Below are 13595 nucleotides of genomic sequence, written 5' to 3'. Positions count from 1 at the left end.
CCCACGCCGGGAGCGCGGGCCAGCAAGGTGTTCAGGCCATGGCCGCCTGGGTGCGACCGCGCATCAGCGCATCGACCGACAGCGCCCCGGCGCCCTTGATCACCAGCAGGCTGAGGGTGAACACCCAGAACAGGCGCTGGTCCATGATCACGCTGCTGGCCTGATTGTCGAACCAGGCGCCCAGCGTGGCCAGATCGGTGGCGCCGTGGCCATAAACGTCGGTCAGCGACTGCACCACCACGAAACCGATCATGCCGAGCGCGGCCAGACGGGTGAACAGGCCGATGACGATCAGCAGCGGCAGGATGAATTCGGCATAGGTGCCCGCCATGACCACGGCCCAGTGAAACAGGCCCAGTTGCGATACGTCATAGCCGACCGCTTCGAGCTGTTTGGGGAAAATTTGGCTATAGGCGCCGATCGAGGGGCTGAAGAGGCCGAAAATCCCGTCCCCCAGCTTGGTCAGGCCGGAATTCCAGTAATAGACCAGCAGCACGGCGGCAAAGGTGAAACGGGCAAACAGTGGCAACAGCCAATCTCCGGCGGTTTCCACCAGGCCGAAGACACGGTTATGGATCGAGACGAGTGGGTTCATTGTCTTGTCCTTGCTCTGTGAGTGAGGTGATGGCGCCGCCCTGGAGCAGCAGGGCGAGCGTGGCGCCAAGGTCGAAATCGGGGGTCTGTTCGGCGGCGGCCTCATAGGCCGCGCCGATGGTGGCGCTGCCTTGCAGCGCGATGATCCAGTCGGCGCCGCCGGGGGGCAGCAGCTGCGGGATCGGGTCATATTCGGGCCGGGTGATCAGCACGTCCTGCGCCTCGGGTGCGGGTTTGGGCGCGTCGTCTTCGGTGTTAAACCGCCAGATCGCGTGGATCGGCCAGGGCGAGCGCAACAAGCGCATTGCGGGGGCGAATTCCAGCCGCGCAGCCATCAGCGCCTCAGGGTCGATGGCCAGCATCTGCGGGTCGATGGGCGTGCTGTCGGCGGCGTGATAGGCATGGCGCAACGCCAGTTCCAGCCGCGCCACATCCGGCAGATAGCCCAGATGCGACAGCTGCTGCATCCCGGCCAGAAACTCGGGGAATGTCTCGCCATAGAACATCATCAGCGGCGATGTGGGGGGATGCTGGCGCAGGTAGATGCCTGCAAGCCCGTCCATGTTCTGCGTGCCCAGCAGTTTGGCGATGACGGGAAAGGCCTGGTGCATCGCCTCGGTCAGCGAGACCGCGACATTGTTGCGATAGACGTCGAACCGCCGGCCCGCCGGCTGCGCGCGCGCGTCGCACAGGCCCTGCGGCACCGCACTGGCCGGATCCAGCAGCGCGGTGTGAAACTGGGTTTGCGAGACGCTCATGCCGGGATGCGCTCCAGCGCCCTTTGCGCGCGCGCGGCCTCGGCCCGCAACACGGACCAGTCCGGCACATCGGTATCCCATTCGATCAGGATCGGTTTCGGGCCGGACCGGTCGAGCACGTAGTCGAGCAACGCCCAGACCGGATCCACCACCTCGCGCCCGTGGCTGTCGATCAACAGCGGGTGTCCGTGGTCGTCGGTATCCTCGTCATGGCCGCCCAGATGAATCTCGCCCACATGCTCCAGCGGATAGGCGTCGATATAGCCCTGTGGCAAAAAGTCGAGATTGGTGGCCGAGACAAAGACGTTGTTGACGTCAAGCAGCAGTCCGCAGCCGGTGCGCCGGGCGATCTCGCGCAGGAAATCGGGCTCGGACCAGCTGCTTTCGGCAAAAGCCAGGTAGGACGAGGGGTTTTCCAGCAGCATCCGCCGCCCGACCAAATCCTGCACCTGCTCGATGTGATTGCAGACACGCGTCAGCGTGGCGTCGGTATAGGGCAGCGGCAGCAGGTCGTTCAGGAAATGGCTGTCATGGGTGGACCAGGCCAGATGTTCCGAGAAACTGGCCGGGTTCAGCCAGCCCACCAGATGTTTCAGCCGGGCCAGATGGTCGGCATCCAGCGCACCTTCGCCGCCAATCGACAGGCCAACCCCATGCACCGAGATCGGGAACCGTTCGGACAGGTGGCGCAGCTGCGCCAGCGGGCGGCCGCCATCGCCCATGTAGTTCTCGGCATGGATTTCCAGCCAGCCCACCGGGCCGGGCGCTTCGAGGATTTCGGCAAAATGCTGCGGCTTGTACCCGACGCCCGGCAAGGCAGGCAGTTGGTTGTTGGTCCGGGAAGTGTCCAGCATCTGTCCAATCCTTTGCGGCAATGGGGGATGGGCAAGGGGATAGAAAGAATAGGGGCGGGCCGATGCTCCGGCCCGCCCCGCGATCTGGTGCCGGCTTATGCGGGCAGGTCGCGCTCCAGCGCTTCCAGCGAACCCTTGCGGGCCGAGCCATCGGCCTGGGCCGGCAGTTCCATGCTTTCGCAGGTGCCGGCATCGACCAGAGTCCATGCGTTGCCCTGATAGTCGACGGTCGAGGTGCCGGCACAGGTGGTGCCGGGTCCGGCGGCGCAGTCGTTCTTGCCGGCCAGCGAAACGCCATAGCATTTCTCCTTGGCTTGGGCGCTGGCGGTGGTGGTGGTACCGGCCAGTGCTGCTGCGACGGCGCCTGCGATGGCCAGGGTCTTTGCGGTGTTCGACATGTCGGTCATCCCTTCGTGATCGTGTGATATGTCTGCTTTGGACAGGTCAAAGGTAGTGTGCGGTGGGCGTCGTTTGAATTCACGACCCCGTGTCTCACATTCCCGTCAGAATTCTTGGGCAAGTGTTGCGATAAACAAAGGGATTCTTGCGGCGTGGGCCGGAAATGTTACAGGCCAGCCCCCGGTCCGGGGTCTGGCCTGCGCTGTTTTCGTGAGAATTGTTACAGAAGATCGGGGGGCGTCGCGGCCTGTCCCAGCTCTTTTGTAACATCCGCCAGGCTCTGCACGCTGGTTTGTTTCTCGCCCAGCCGCCGGACAGATACTGTCCGCTCCTCGACCTCGCGTTGACCGACGGCCAGGATCACCGGAACCTTGCCCACCGAATGCTCGCGGACCTTGTAGTTGATCTTCTCGTTGCGGGTGTCGGCTTCGGCCCGAACGCCTGCGGCACGCAGTTCGGCCACCACCTGATGCACATAGTCGTCCGCCTCCGAGGTGATCGATGCGACCACCACCTGACGCGGCGCCAGCCAGAAGGGCAGCTTGCCCGCGTGTTCCTCGATCAGGATGCCGATGAAACGCTCGAAGGAGCCCAGCGTTGCGCGGTGCAGCATCACAGGGCGATGCTTGGCCCCGTCGGCGCCGATATAGGTGGCGTCCAGCCGCTCGGGCAGCACGAAATCGACCTGGAAAGTGCCGCATTGCCAGTCGCGCCCGATGGCGTCGGTCAGCACGAATTCCAGTTTCGGGCCATAGAAGGCACCCTCGCCCGGATTGAGCTCTGGCTCGATCCCGGCGGCGCGGGTGGCGGACAAGAGGGCGCTTTCGGCCTTGTCCCAGACCGCGTCCGATCCGGCGCGGGTTTCGGGCCGGTCCGAGAACTTGACCTTGAAGCTTTCGAAACCGAGGTCCTTGTAGATGGCGCTGAGGAAGCGAATGAATTCGGCGGTTTCCGCCTCGATCTGTTCCTCGGTCGAGAAGATATGCGCGTCATCCTGGGTAAATCCGCGCACCCGCATGATACCATGCAGCGCGCCCGAGGGCTCATAGCGGTTGCACGAGCCGAACTCGGCCATCCTGAGCGGCAGGTCACGGTAGGATTTCAGCCCGACCTTGAAGATCTCGACATGGCAGGGGCAGTTCATCGGCTTGAGCGCATTGACCGCCTTTTCGCGGGCATGTTCCTCGTCCACCTCGACGATGAACATGTTCTCCTGGTATTTCTCCCAATGACCCGAACGCTCCCACAGCTTGCGGTCGACGACCTGGGGCGTGTTCACCTCGACATAGCCGCCGCGGCGCTGTTGGCGACGCATATAGTCCTGCAACTCGGTATAGATCGTCCAGCCGTTGGGGTGCCAGAACACCTGGCCCGGCGCCTCTTCCTGCATGTGGAACAGGTCCATCTCGCGACCCAGCTTGCGGTGGTCGCGCTTGGCGGCCTCTTCCAGCATGTGCAAATGCGCTTTCAGCTTTTCCTTGCCGGTGAAGGCGACGCCATAGATGCGTTGCAGCATCGGGCGTTTGCTGTCCCCGCGCCAATAGGCGCCGGCGATGGACATCAGCTTGAACGCGTCGCCGGGGACCTGGCCGGTGTGTTGCAGGTGTGGGCCGCGACACAGATCCTGCCAATGGCCGTGCCAGTACATGCGGATTGGCTCGGTGCCGGGAATGGCCTCGATCAGCTCGACCTTGTAGGGTTCGTTGTTGGCCTTGTAGAATTCGATCGCGCGCGTGCGTTCCCAGACCTCGGTGGTCACGGGCTCGCGCTTGTTGATGATTTCTTTCATCTTTTTCTCGATCAGGCCGAGATCTTCGGGAGTGAAGGGCTCCGCACGGTCGAAATCGTAATACCAGCCGTTCTCGATGACCGGGCCGATGGTCACCTTGGTCGCGGGCCAGATCTCCTGTACGGCGCGGGCCATGATATGGGCGAGGTCGTGGCGCACCAGCTCGTTGGCCTGTGCCTCGTCGGCCATGGTGTGAATGGCGATCTGCGCATCGGCCGAGATGGGCCATTGCAGGTCCCAGTGCTTGCCGTCGACGGTGGCCGAGATGGCCTTTTTCGCGAGCGAGGTGGAAATGTCTGCGGCGATCTGCGCGGGCGTTACGCCTGCGTCATAGGATCGTGCATTGCCATCGGGAAAGGTGAGAGAGATCTGGGCCATGACTGGCGGCTCCTCGTCGGTTTGGCGCCCACTGAACGCCCGGTTGCGGGTTATGGTGTCCGCCCGATTTGGCAGGGGCCGCAGACGAAGTCAAGGCAGCAGACTTTCGCAGAAAGTCTGTGCCCAAAGTTTCGCGAAACTTTGGGCCGGCCGCGCGGTCAGCGCGCGGCAAAGAGGGCATAGGCCATCAACAGGGTGCAGACCCAGCCTGCACTGAACAGGATGGGGCGCAGCGGCATCCGGGCATAGCCCGAGATCATGCCCGCCGCATGCAGCACCCGGATCCAGAAAAAGGCGATCGCGGTCCAATAGGTCAGCGTCGAGAACCCGTTAATAAGCGCCAGGATCAGCACCAGCACCGCAAAGGGCATCGCCTGTTCCAAGAGGTTCAGATGCGCCCGGTGGGCGCGCTGCACCCAGGGGCGCAGATTGGAGATCTGCGCGGGCCGGGCGAAGGCCTCTTCATGCGAGGGATCGGTGGAGATCCCGATCACGTAGGGGATCCAGAGCGAGGCGGCGAGGATCATCAGGCAGGTGAGAATGCCCAGTTCGGTGGGAAAGCTCTCCATCATGCGGCCCCTTTCAGCGCGGTTCCGGTCTCCAGATAACTCTTGAGCGAGGCGGCCAGTCGCGCCCAGCCTTCGCCGATGCCCTCTTGCCCGACGGCGAGGTTGTAGTGTTCGATGGTCAGCTTGCAGATCTCGCCCTGCGGCTCGATCAGATAGACCATTTCCGAGGCCACGGCGCCCGGCCCCATGAAAAGCGGCTCGAAGCTCATCTCGATGCGGGATTTCGGGTCAAGCCTCCGGGTCACCTGTCGCAACATCGCGCCGCCGGCGGGGGTGATGAACTCGACCGTCTCGCCGGGCGAGACCGCACCGCGTACCTCGTTGCAGAGGAAGTGATAGGCCGCCATCTGCTCGGTCTCGGTCAGCGCCGCCCAGAGCGCATCCTGTGTGCAGCGGATGAATGTCTGCATCATGAAATCGGGCTTTCCCATTCTGTTCTCCGTTTCCAATTTCTCTTTCAGCGCGGCCAGCCCCTGTGCCTGCGGTTGCAGGAAGGGCGCCACCCAGCGGTTGATCATGTCCTGCAAGGGCAGGGGATTGAGGTAATGGTATTTGAACCGCCCCTCGCGACGGGTGAGGACCAGATGCGCCTCCTCCAGCAGCTTGAGGTGTTTCATGACCCCGAACCGGGTCATGTCGAACTTGCTTTCCAACTCGCTCAGGCTTTGCCCGTCCTTCTGGCGCAATTGATCCAGAATGGCGCGGCGGGCGGGGTCGTTGAGAGCTTTGAAAAGTATGTCCATGTTGCGACTATATGTGATTCTATAGTCACGTGACAATATGGTAACTTAATGAGCCTTGCACCCGCCTGCAAAGCGATGGAGGCTTGGGAAAACGACCAGCAAAGGAAAAGCCCGGTGAGCGATACTCTGACAACCGACCAGGGGCGCAGCCTCGCCTATCATCTCACCCCGGGCGACGGTCCCTGCATCGTGTTCCTGGGCGGGTTGAAGTCGGACATGGAGGGCACCAAGGCAGTGCATCTGGAGGCCTGGGCGCGTGGGCGAGGGTATGGGTTCTTGCGGTTCGATTACTCGGGGCATGGCGAAAGCTCAGGCATATTCGACGAGGGCGCGATCGGGGATTGGCATCAGGACACGCTGGCCGCGGTCGATAGCCTGACCGAGGGGCCGTTGATCGTGGTGGGTTCGTCGATGGGCGGCTGGCAGGCGCTCTTGCTGGCGCGGGCGCGGCCAGGGCGGATCGCGGGCATGGTGACCATCGCCGCCGCGCCGGATTTCACAGAGGATGGCTGGTGGGCCGGGTTTGACGCGGGCCAAAAGGCGCAGTTGGCCGCCGAGGGCCGGGTGGAGCTGCCCTCGGACTATATGGAACCCTATATCGTCACCCGCCGGATGATCGAGGATGGGCGCAACCATCTGGTGCTGCGCGCGCCGCTGCATCTGCCGTTCCCGGTGCGCTTCCTGCAAGGCACCGCCGATACGGCGGTGTCGGTCGATACGGCGGTGCGCCTCTTGAACCATGCCACCGGGCCCGACATGCGCCTCTTGCTGGTCAAGGATGCCGATCACCGCTTTTCGGACGAGACCTGCCTGAAGATCATCGAGGACGCGGTGATCGACGTGCGGGGAGTTGGCTGATGCGACGGTTTGGGAAGTTTCTGGGGCGTGTCCTGGCTGTTCTTGCGCTGGCGGGGGGGCTGGCCTGGTGGTTTGGCCCCTATGAAACCGTCGATCTGAAGGCCCGGTTCGATCCGCGCAAGTTCGGCGAGGGTGTGCAGGTCTATTTCGAGAGTATCGAGTCGCGTTTTGCCGATATCACGCCGGGTGTCGAAAAACGTGTGGTCTGGGCGCCGGACGGATATGAACGCCGGACGCCCTATGCGCTGGTCTACCTGCACGGGTTCTCGGCCACTTCCGAGGAAATCCGCCCGGTGCCCGATCGCATTGCCCAGGCGCTGGGCGCCAATCTGGTCTATACCCGGTTGCAAGGTCATGGACGCGGCAGCGATGCGATGGAACAGGGCAGCGCATCGGGCTGGATGCGGGATGCGGCCGAGGCGCTGGCAGCGGGCCGTGCGGTTGGCGAGCGTGTGATCGTCATGGCCACCTCGACCGGTGGCACGCTGGCGGCGGCGGCGGCGCTGGACCCCGGCATGTCGGCCGATGTGGCCGCGATGATCCTTGTCTCGCCCAATTTCGGGGTGAACGACCCAATGGCCTTTGTTCCGACCCTGCCGGGCGCGCGCTATTGGTTGCCCGCGGTCATGGGTGGCGAGCGGGATGCCAGCAGCCCCGATCCGGACAAGAACACCTATTGGACCACCCGTTACAGCTGGTCGGCGCTGGTGCCGATGGCGGCCTTGGTCAAGGCAGTGGTGGGGCTCGATTTCGGACAGGCCCGGGTGCCGGCGCTGTTCTGGTATTCACCCGACGACAGGGTGGTGCGCCCCGATCTGACGGGCGAGGTCGCCCGGCGCTGGGGCGGACCGGCCGAGATGCGCACCGTCACCATGGGGCCGGGCGACGACCCGTCCTCGCATGTGATCGCGGGCGATATCATGTCGCCGGGGCAGACCGATATCGCGGTTGCGGGCATGCTCGCCTGGCTGCGGGAACAGGGAATGGAATGATGGACCAGCGGGTGAGCCTGATCACTATCGGCGCCGAGGATGTCGAGGCGGCGGCATCCTTTTATGAGGCGCTGGGATGGCGCCGGGTCGAGACGCCGGACGGGGTGATCGCCTTTGACCTGATCGGGCAGGTTCTGGGCCTTTATCCCTTGGCGGCGCTGGCCGATGATATCGGCCTGCCGGTAGAGCATTTGGGGCAGGGGGCGATGACGCTGAGCCATAATTGCCGCGACCGGGAAACGGTTGATGCGTTACTGGAGCGTGCGCAGACGGCGGGGGCCGAGATCCTCAAACCCGCCTCAGAGGTGTTCTGGGGCGGCTATCACGGCTATTTCCGTGCGCCGGATGGCAGCATCTGGGAAATCGCCCATAACCCGTTTTCGGCACTGGGACCCAATGGCGAGTTTCGCTGGAACGGGTACGGCTGATGCGCCGCCCGGGCAGCATGTGGAGCCTGGAGACCCTGGGCCGCGTGCGCCTGTCGCGCCACTTTTTCATGCGCGATTTTCTCTATTCCGAGATCGGCAATTTCCATGCCCGTCAGAACATTCCCGACGATCCCGATCTGGCGATCGAGACCGGGAGGGCCTTTTGCGAGACGCTGATGGACCCGCTGGAGGAGACGTTCGGCCGTATCGCGGTGCGCTCGGGTTATCGCTCGGCATCGCTCAACCGGTTCGGCAATGAGAACCGCCTGAACTGTGCCCGCAACGATCATCCGCTGGAATGCCACATATGGGACCGGGGCCGGGGAGAGGCGCGGATTGCCGGGGCGTCAGTGGTGATCCCCTGGTTTGCCGACCGCTATGTGCAGGGGCGCGACTGGCGCGATCTGGCCTGGTGGCTGCACGATCACCTGGACTATTCCGAGATCTGGTTCTTTCCCAAGCTCTGCGCCTTTAACCTGGTGTGGCGGCCCGTGCCCTTGCGCCGGATCGACAGCTATATCGCGCCACGCGGACGGCTGGTGGTGGCCGGGCAGGAGCCGCCGATGCCGCTGGCGGCGCGGCGCGCGGCCTATTCCGATTTTCCCGCCTTTCGCGGCATCGCCTATCCCTAGACAGGGCTTGTCCTGTAGCCGATAACTGCCCATTCTGCCGGTGAGTGACGGTTCTGGGGCGAAAGGGAGACATATGGGCGAGCCACTGGTTTTCCTGCCGGGCATGTGCTGCGATGCGCGGCTGTTTGCACCGCAACTGGCGGTTCTCTCGCGTTCGCGCGCCGTGACCGTCTGCCCCGTAGGACAGGCTGATCAGATCAGCCGGATCGTCGAGGACCTGCTGCCGCATCTGCCCGCGCGCTTTGCGCTGGCAGGGCTCAGCATGGGTGGTATCGTGGCGATGGAGATGATCAGGCGCGCGCCCAAGCGGGTCAGTCGGCTATGCCTGATGTCCACCGATGCCCAGACCGACACGCCCCAAATCGCCGCAGCGCGGGAGCCGCTGATAATCAGCGCCCGGGTCGGCAAACTGGAACAGGCGCTGGGCCAGGTGCTGCGCCCTGAAAGCCTGGCGCCGGGGCCAGGCCGGTTGCAGGTGCTCGAGGTCGTGCGTCAAATGGGGCTCGAGGCTGGACCGGACCAGTTCGTGCGGCAGATGCGGGCGCTGCAGCGCCGTCCAGATCAGCAGAGCGCCTTACGCCAGATCCGGGTACCGACCCTGATCCTGTGCGGTGCACATGACAGGTTGACCCCGGTCAAGCGACACAGCTTTATCGCGGATCTGGTCGCTCATGCGCGATTGACTGTGATCGACGAGGCTGGTCACCTGCCCACCCTCGAAACGCCTGACGTGGTGACCGAAGCATTGCAGGCCTGGCTGGCCGAGCCTCAGCGTTAAAGCGCTGCGCGCGTTTCCTTGTCCAGCACCTCCGGCTTGGCCACCGGTTCACCGGTCTTGCTATCAAAGAACGGCGTCTTGCGCCAGCGCCCCGACAGCCGCCCGGCCAGCATCCTCGTCAGCAAGCCATAGACGGCGGGGGCGATGTTGCGGTGTTTGCGACTGCCATCGGGCTGGGGCACAAATCCATAGGCGCGGGTGCGGCCCAACGCATCGGGATCGGCCAGCCGACGCACATTCACCCCGACAAAGGGCTTCTTGGCGGAATTGAGCGTCGTGGCCAGTGGGCTGTTGCAGCATTTGGCGTACCAGCGGAACAGGCCCTTGGGCGAAAGGCGCATCAGGGCAAGATGTTCTGCGCCGCGGTCGATCACGAAACCGTCGGGGCTGGTCTGGAAGATATCCACCGGACCCGGCGCCGGGTCCGGCTGATCGAAGTAGAGCTCGGCCGCGCGACAATCCGGGCAGTGGCACCCGACCCGGGTTCCGGCGCGGACCGCGTCCGCGGTCAGATGCCCCGCCAGCGCCCCGCAGGAACAGGCAAAGGCAAGCTCGGTCGCCTTGGCCCGTGCCATGATCAGGCGGCGCTGTTCTTGTTGGCGGGACGCAGCGATTTGCCTTTGCGGCTGTTTGTGTTCATGAAGTCGATCACCAGCGGCCGGATATTGTCGCGCCAGCTGCGCCCGGCAAAGATGCCGTAATGGCCCGCGCCCGGCTCCAGATGATTGGCCTTCTTGCTGTCGGCCAGCCCGGTGCACAGGTCGAGCGCGGCGATACACTGGCCGGGGGCCGAGATATCGTCATTGGCGCCTTCGACGGTCATCACGGCGACATCGGTGATCTTGCTGATATCGACCTTGTGACCATCGACGATGAATGCGTTGCGCGCGATCTCGCGCTTCTTGAACACTCGCTCGACGGTCGAGAGGTAGAATTCGGCGGTCATGTCCATGACGGCCAGATATTCGTCGTAGAACCGGTTGTGCGCGTCATGGTCCGAGGCCTCGTCGCGCATGACCCGGTGGATCTGGTCGCTGAAGGCCTTGGAGTGGCGGTCGGCATTCATCGACATGAACGAGGCCAGCTGCAACAGGCCCGGATAGACCATGCGGCCAACGCCCTGGTATTTGAAACCGACGCGCTGGATCATCGACTGTTCCAGCTGGCCCATGGTGACGCGGCGGCCGAAATCGGTCACTTCGGTCGGGGTGGCGTCGGGGTCGACGGGACCGCCGATCAGGGTCAGCGTGCTGGGCTGCGCCTTTGGGTCAAGCTCGGCCAGATAGGCGGTGGCGGCCAGCGTCAGCGGGGCGGGCTGGCAGACCGCGATCACATGGGTGTCAGGCCCCAGTTCGCGCATGAAATCGACCAGATAGAGCGTGTAATCCTCGACATCGAACTTGCCGGCCGAGACCGGGATATCACGGGCGTTGTGCCAGTCGGTGACATAGACCTCGCAATTGACCAGCAGGCTCTTGACGGTCGAGCGCAGGAGCGTCGCGTAGTGACCCGACATCGGCGCCACCAACAGCACCTTACGCGGCTGCGTCTCGCGCCCCGTGACGTTGATATGGATGAGATCGCCAAAGTCACGCTCGACCACGGTCTTGATCTCGACCAGGTGGTCCTTGCCATCCTCGCAGGTAAAGGTGCGAATGCCCCAGTCGGGCTTGACCACCATGCGTTGGAACGTGCGCTCGGTCACCTCACCCCAGGCGGACATCCAGTTGAAGACGGGGTTCGGAACCATGGAAAACAGCGGGTAGGATGCCATCGAATTGGCAGTCGCCCCCAACCATTGATTGGTATTACGAACGGTTTCCATCCAGTCGTAGGTCATCATGTAACGCATGAAACGGGCCTCCTAAGCCACACCTGGAGATTTCGGACCATTCGTCGCTTTGCCCCCCGCAATGCACGACGTTATTCTGCATAGCAGCGAGGTTAGGGGGGATTCCTTAAAATGACAACAAGTGAAGATATGTCGACGCATTTGACAGCCGAACAATTTGAACAGCTTAAGGAAAACATGACCAAGGTCGAGGAACTCTCGAAGCGTCTGGTCGAGATCATGGCCGGTAAGAAGCCCCATACCCCGGCACTGGATGCCCCGAATCAAGAGCTTTTTGCAAAGGCAGCAACCGCCTATTGGGCCGAGGCCTGGCAGAATCCCGCCAAGTTGCTGGAACAGCAGCTGGAATTCTGGGGCAAGTCGGTCATGAATTTCGCCGAGGCGCAGCAGGCGCTGATGACCGGCGGGGTCGAGGATGATGACGCGGCCCCCAAGGATCGCCGCTTCTCGCACCCCATGTGGGAGAACAACCCCTATTTCCGCTTCATTCGCCAGCAATATCAAACCAACGCCGCCGCCTTGGCCCAGGCTGTCGCCTCGGTCGATGACCTGCCGGACAAGGATCTCAAGCGGCTCAAGTATTTCTCGCAGCAGATCATCGACATGATGGCCCCTACCAATTTCCTCGCCACCAATCCCGACGCGCTGGAACGCGCGGTCGAGACCGAGGGCCGCTCGCTGCTCAAGGGGCTGGAGAACCTGATCACCGATCTCGAGGCCAACAATGGTGAACTGGTGGTCAAGCTGGCCGATGAAAAGGCGTTTCAGGTGGGCGGCAATATCGCCACCACGCCCGGCGACGTGGTCTATCGCAACCGGATGATGGAACTGATCCAGTACAAGCCGGTTACGGATACCGTGCACGAGATCCCGATCGTGCTGTTCCCGCCCTGGATCAACAAGTTCTACATCCTCGACCTGAAGGCGCAGAACAGCTTCATCAAGTGGGTGACAGAGCAGGGGTTCACCATCTTTGTGGTCAGCTGGATCAACCCGGACGCCAGTTATGCCGACGTGGGGATGGAGGATTACATCCAGGACGGGTTCCTGGCCGCCATCGACGAGGTCAAGAAGATCTGCAAGGTCAAGCAGGTCAACGCGGTGGGCTATTGCATCGCGGGCACCACGCTGAGCCTGACGCTGTCGCTGATGAAACAGACCGGCGACAAGTCGGTGAAATCCGCGACCTTCTTTACTGCGCTCACCGATTTCTCGGATCAGGGAGAGTTCACCCCGTTCCTGCAAGACGATTTCATCGACGGAATCGAGGAAGAGGTCACCCGCGAGGGCGTGCTGCGCTCGTGGATCATGGCGCGGACCTTCTCTTATCTGCGTTCGAACGACCTGATCTACAAACCCGCGATCCAGAGCTACATGCTGGGCGAAACGCCGCCCGCCTTCGATCTGCTCTATTGGAACGGTGATGGCGCCAACTTGCCGGCCAAGATGGCCGTGCAATATCTGCGCGGGCTCTGCCAGCGTAATGAATTCGCGGGCGATGGGTTCGAACTGATGGGCCACACGCTGCATGTGCGCGATGTGGATGTGCCGTTGATGGCAATCACCTGCGAGACCGACCATATCGCCGCCTGGAAGGACTGCTATCGCGGAGTGCAGAAGATGGGGTCGCGCTCGAAAACCTTTGTGGTGTCCGAATCCGGCCATATCGCGGGCATCGTGAACCCGCCGTCCAAGAAGAAATATGGCCATTACACCAACCCCGACCTGAAGGCCGATGCCGCAACCTGGCTGGCCGAGGCCGATTTCAACGAAGGGTCCTGGTGGCCGATGTGGGCGGCCTGGCTGAAACCGCGCGCGGGCAAGCAAATTCCGGCGCGCGACACCGGCGATTCGGAGCATCCTCGCCTGTGCCCGGCCCCGGGCACCTACGTGGTGGCCAAGGCAAGTACCTGATTTTTCGCCATTCCTAAATTTTTTCTGCGGCGCAGCATTATTTTCCTTGAAATGCTG

Annotated in this window: 15 protein-coding genes; 6 read left to right on the top strand and 9 right to left on the bottom strand. The window is 63.0% G+C overall.

Going from position 1 to position 13595, the window contains the following annotated elements; translation table 11 throughout:
• Positions 1-31: 31 nt before the first annotated feature.
• From AC2FNY_RS07920 to AC2FNY_RS07890, 7 genes are all read right to left on the bottom strand, one after another.
• Entirely contained in the window at positions 32-595 is a 564-nt protein-coding gene (locus tag AC2FNY_RS07920) for a DoxX family protein (RefSeq protein ID WP_234137766.1), read from the bottom strand.
• Positions 570-1352, bottom strand: coding sequence for an HvfC/BufC family peptide modification chaperone (locus AC2FNY_RS07915; RefSeq protein WP_496802123.1), 783 nt, complete (start codon positions 1350-1352; stop codon positions 570-572). Before AC2FNY_RS07915 ends, AC2FNY_RS07920 begins: the two co-directional genes overlap by 26 nt.
• Positions 1349-2206, bottom strand: coding sequence for an MNIO family bufferin maturase (bufB, locus tag AC2FNY_RS07910; RefSeq protein WP_496802122.1), 858 nt, complete (start codon positions 2204-2206; stop codon positions 1349-1351). The genes AC2FNY_RS07915 and bufB overlap by 4 nt, the downstream gene beginning before the upstream one ends.
• 95 nt (positions 2207-2301) lie before the next feature.
• The gene (locus tag AC2FNY_RS07905; protein WP_234138090.1) at positions 2302-2604 is read right to left on the bottom strand and encodes a BufA1 family periplasmic bufferin-type metallophore; all 303 of its coding nucleotides are present in this window, start codon (positions 2602-2604) and stop codon (positions 2302-2304) included.
• Between the two features lie 221 nt (positions 2605-2825).
• Positions 2826-4772, bottom strand: a complete 1947-nt coding sequence (gene thrS / locus AC2FNY_RS07900) for a threonine--tRNA ligase (RefSeq protein ID WP_234137769.1) — start codon at positions 4770-4772, stop codon at positions 2826-2828.
• Positions 4773-4930: 158 nt separating this feature from the next.
• On the bottom strand, positions 4931-5341 hold the full coding sequence (locus AC2FNY_RS07895; protein ID WP_496802121.1) for an MAPEG family protein: 411 nt from the start codon (positions 5339-5341) through the stop codon (positions 4931-4933).
• The gene (locus tag AC2FNY_RS07890) at positions 5341-6084 is read right to left on the bottom strand and encodes a metalloregulator ArsR/SmtB family transcription factor (protein WP_234216269.1); all 744 of its coding nucleotides are present in this window, start codon (positions 6082-6084) and stop codon (positions 5341-5343) included. The genes AC2FNY_RS07895 and AC2FNY_RS07890 overlap by 1 nt, the downstream gene beginning before the upstream one ends.
• A gap of 114 nt (positions 6085-6198) precedes the next feature.
• On the opposite strand from AC2FNY_RS07890, the gene AC2FNY_RS07885 reads away from it, so the two are divergent.
• The 5 genes from AC2FNY_RS07885 (at position 6199) to AC2FNY_RS07865 (ending at position 9772) form a co-directional block, all read left to right on the top strand.
• Complete coding sequence (locus tag AC2FNY_RS07885; protein WP_496802120.1) at positions 6199-6942, top strand: alpha/beta hydrolase; 744 nt, start codon at positions 6199-6201, stop codon at positions 6940-6942.
• Positions 6942-7934: an alpha/beta hydrolase gene (locus AC2FNY_RS07880; RefSeq protein WP_496802119.1), complete on the top strand. Its 993-nt coding sequence runs from the start codon at positions 6942-6944 to the stop codon at positions 7932-7934. Before AC2FNY_RS07885 ends, AC2FNY_RS07880 begins: the two co-directional genes overlap by 1 nt.
• Complete coding sequence (locus AC2FNY_RS07875) at positions 7934-8362, top strand: VOC family protein (protein WP_496802243.1); 429 nt, start codon at positions 7934-7936, stop codon at positions 8360-8362. The genes AC2FNY_RS07880 and AC2FNY_RS07875 overlap by 1 nt, the downstream gene beginning before the upstream one ends.
• Positions 8363-8379: 17 nt before the next feature.
• Positions 8380-8994: a hypothetical protein gene (locus AC2FNY_RS07870; protein ID WP_496802242.1), complete on the top strand. Its 615-nt coding sequence runs from the start codon at positions 8380-8382 to the stop codon at positions 8992-8994.
• 73 nt (positions 8995-9067) lie between these two features.
• On the top strand, positions 9068-9772 hold the full coding sequence (locus AC2FNY_RS07865) for an alpha/beta fold hydrolase (protein WP_234162985.1): 705 nt from the start codon (positions 9068-9070) through the stop codon (positions 9770-9772).
• On the opposite strand, the gene AC2FNY_RS07860 is transcribed toward AC2FNY_RS07865, so the two are convergent.
• The gene (locus AC2FNY_RS07860; RefSeq protein ID WP_496802118.1) at positions 9769-10347 is read right to left on the bottom strand and encodes a DUF6151 family protein; all 579 of its coding nucleotides are present in this window, start codon (positions 10345-10347) and stop codon (positions 9769-9771) included. The genes AC2FNY_RS07865 and AC2FNY_RS07860 overlap by 4 nt on opposite strands.
• Before the next feature lie 2 nt (positions 10348-10349).
• Positions 10350-11624, bottom strand: a complete 1275-nt coding sequence (gene phaZ / locus AC2FNY_RS07855; protein ID WP_234172214.1) for a polyhydroxyalkanoate depolymerase — start codon at positions 11622-11624, stop codon at positions 10350-10352.
• A gap of 111 nt (positions 11625-11735) precedes the next feature.
• Here phaZ and AC2FNY_RS07850 point away from each other — a divergent pair, with 111 nt between their 5' ends.
• Positions 11736-13538: a class I poly(R)-hydroxyalkanoic acid synthase gene (locus AC2FNY_RS07850; protein WP_234177195.1), complete on the top strand. Its 1803-nt coding sequence runs from the start codon at positions 11736-11738 to the stop codon at positions 13536-13538.
• The last annotated feature ends 57 nt before the right edge of the window (positions 13539-13595 follow it).

This window comes from Ruegeria sp. BHSC223, from assembly GCF_059613025.1.
The sequence above is the reverse complement of the archived record's forward strand: the minus strand, read 5'-3'. Positions and strand labels throughout refer to the sequence as shown.

Bases quoted from the DNA above. Each gene is read 5' to 3' on its own strand.
- AC2FNY_RS07920 (WP_234137766.1), bottom strand. From the start codon at position 595: ATGAACCCACTCGTCTCGATCCATAACCGTGTCTTCGGCCTGGTGGAA.
- AC2FNY_RS07915 (WP_496802123.1), bottom strand. From the start codon at position 1,352: ATGAGCGTCTCGCAAACCCAGTTTCACACCGCGCTGCTGGATCCGGCC.
- bufB (WP_496802122.1), bottom strand. From the start codon at position 2,206: ATGCTGGACACTTCCCGGACCAACAACCAACTGCCTGCCTTGCCGGGC.
- AC2FNY_RS07905 (WP_234138090.1), bottom strand. From the start codon at position 2,604: ATGTCGAACACCGCAAAGACCCTGGCCATCGCAGGCGCCGTCGCAGCA.
- thrS (WP_234137769.1), bottom strand. From the start codon at position 4,772: ATGGCCCAGATCTCTCTCACCTTTCCCGATGGCAATGCACGATCCTAT.
- AC2FNY_RS07895 (WP_496802121.1), bottom strand. From the start codon at position 5,341: ATGGAGAGCTTTCCCACCGAACTGGGCATTCTCACCTGCCTGATGATC.
- AC2FNY_RS07890 (WP_234216269.1), bottom strand. From the start codon at position 6,084: ATGGACATACTTTTCAAAGCTCTCAACGACCCCGCCCGCCGCGCCATT.
- AC2FNY_RS07880 (WP_496802119.1), top strand. From the start codon at position 6,942: ATGCGACGGTTTGGGAAGTTTCTGGGGCGTGTCCTGGCTGTTCTTGCG.
- AC2FNY_RS07875 (WP_496802243.1), top strand. From the start codon at position 7,934: ATGGACCAGCGGGTGAGCCTGATCACTATCGGCGCCGAGGATGTCGAG.
- AC2FNY_RS07870 (WP_496802242.1), top strand. From the start codon at position 8,380: ATGTGGAGCCTGGAGACCCTGGGCCGCGTGCGCCTGTCGCGCCACTTT.
- AC2FNY_RS07865 (WP_234162985.1), top strand. From the start codon at position 9,068: ATGGGCGAGCCACTGGTTTTCCTGCCGGGCATGTGCTGCGATGCGCGG.
- AC2FNY_RS07860 (WP_496802118.1), bottom strand. From the start codon at position 10,347: ATGGCACGGGCCAAGGCGACCGAGCTTGCCTTTGCCTGTTCCTGCGGG.
- phaZ (WP_234172214.1), bottom strand. From the start codon at position 11,624: ATGCGTTACATGATGACCTACGACTGGATGGAAACCGTTCGTAATACC.
- AC2FNY_RS07850 (WP_234177195.1), top strand. From the start codon at position 11,736: ATGACAACAAGTGAAGATATGTCGACGCATTTGACAGCCGAACAATTT.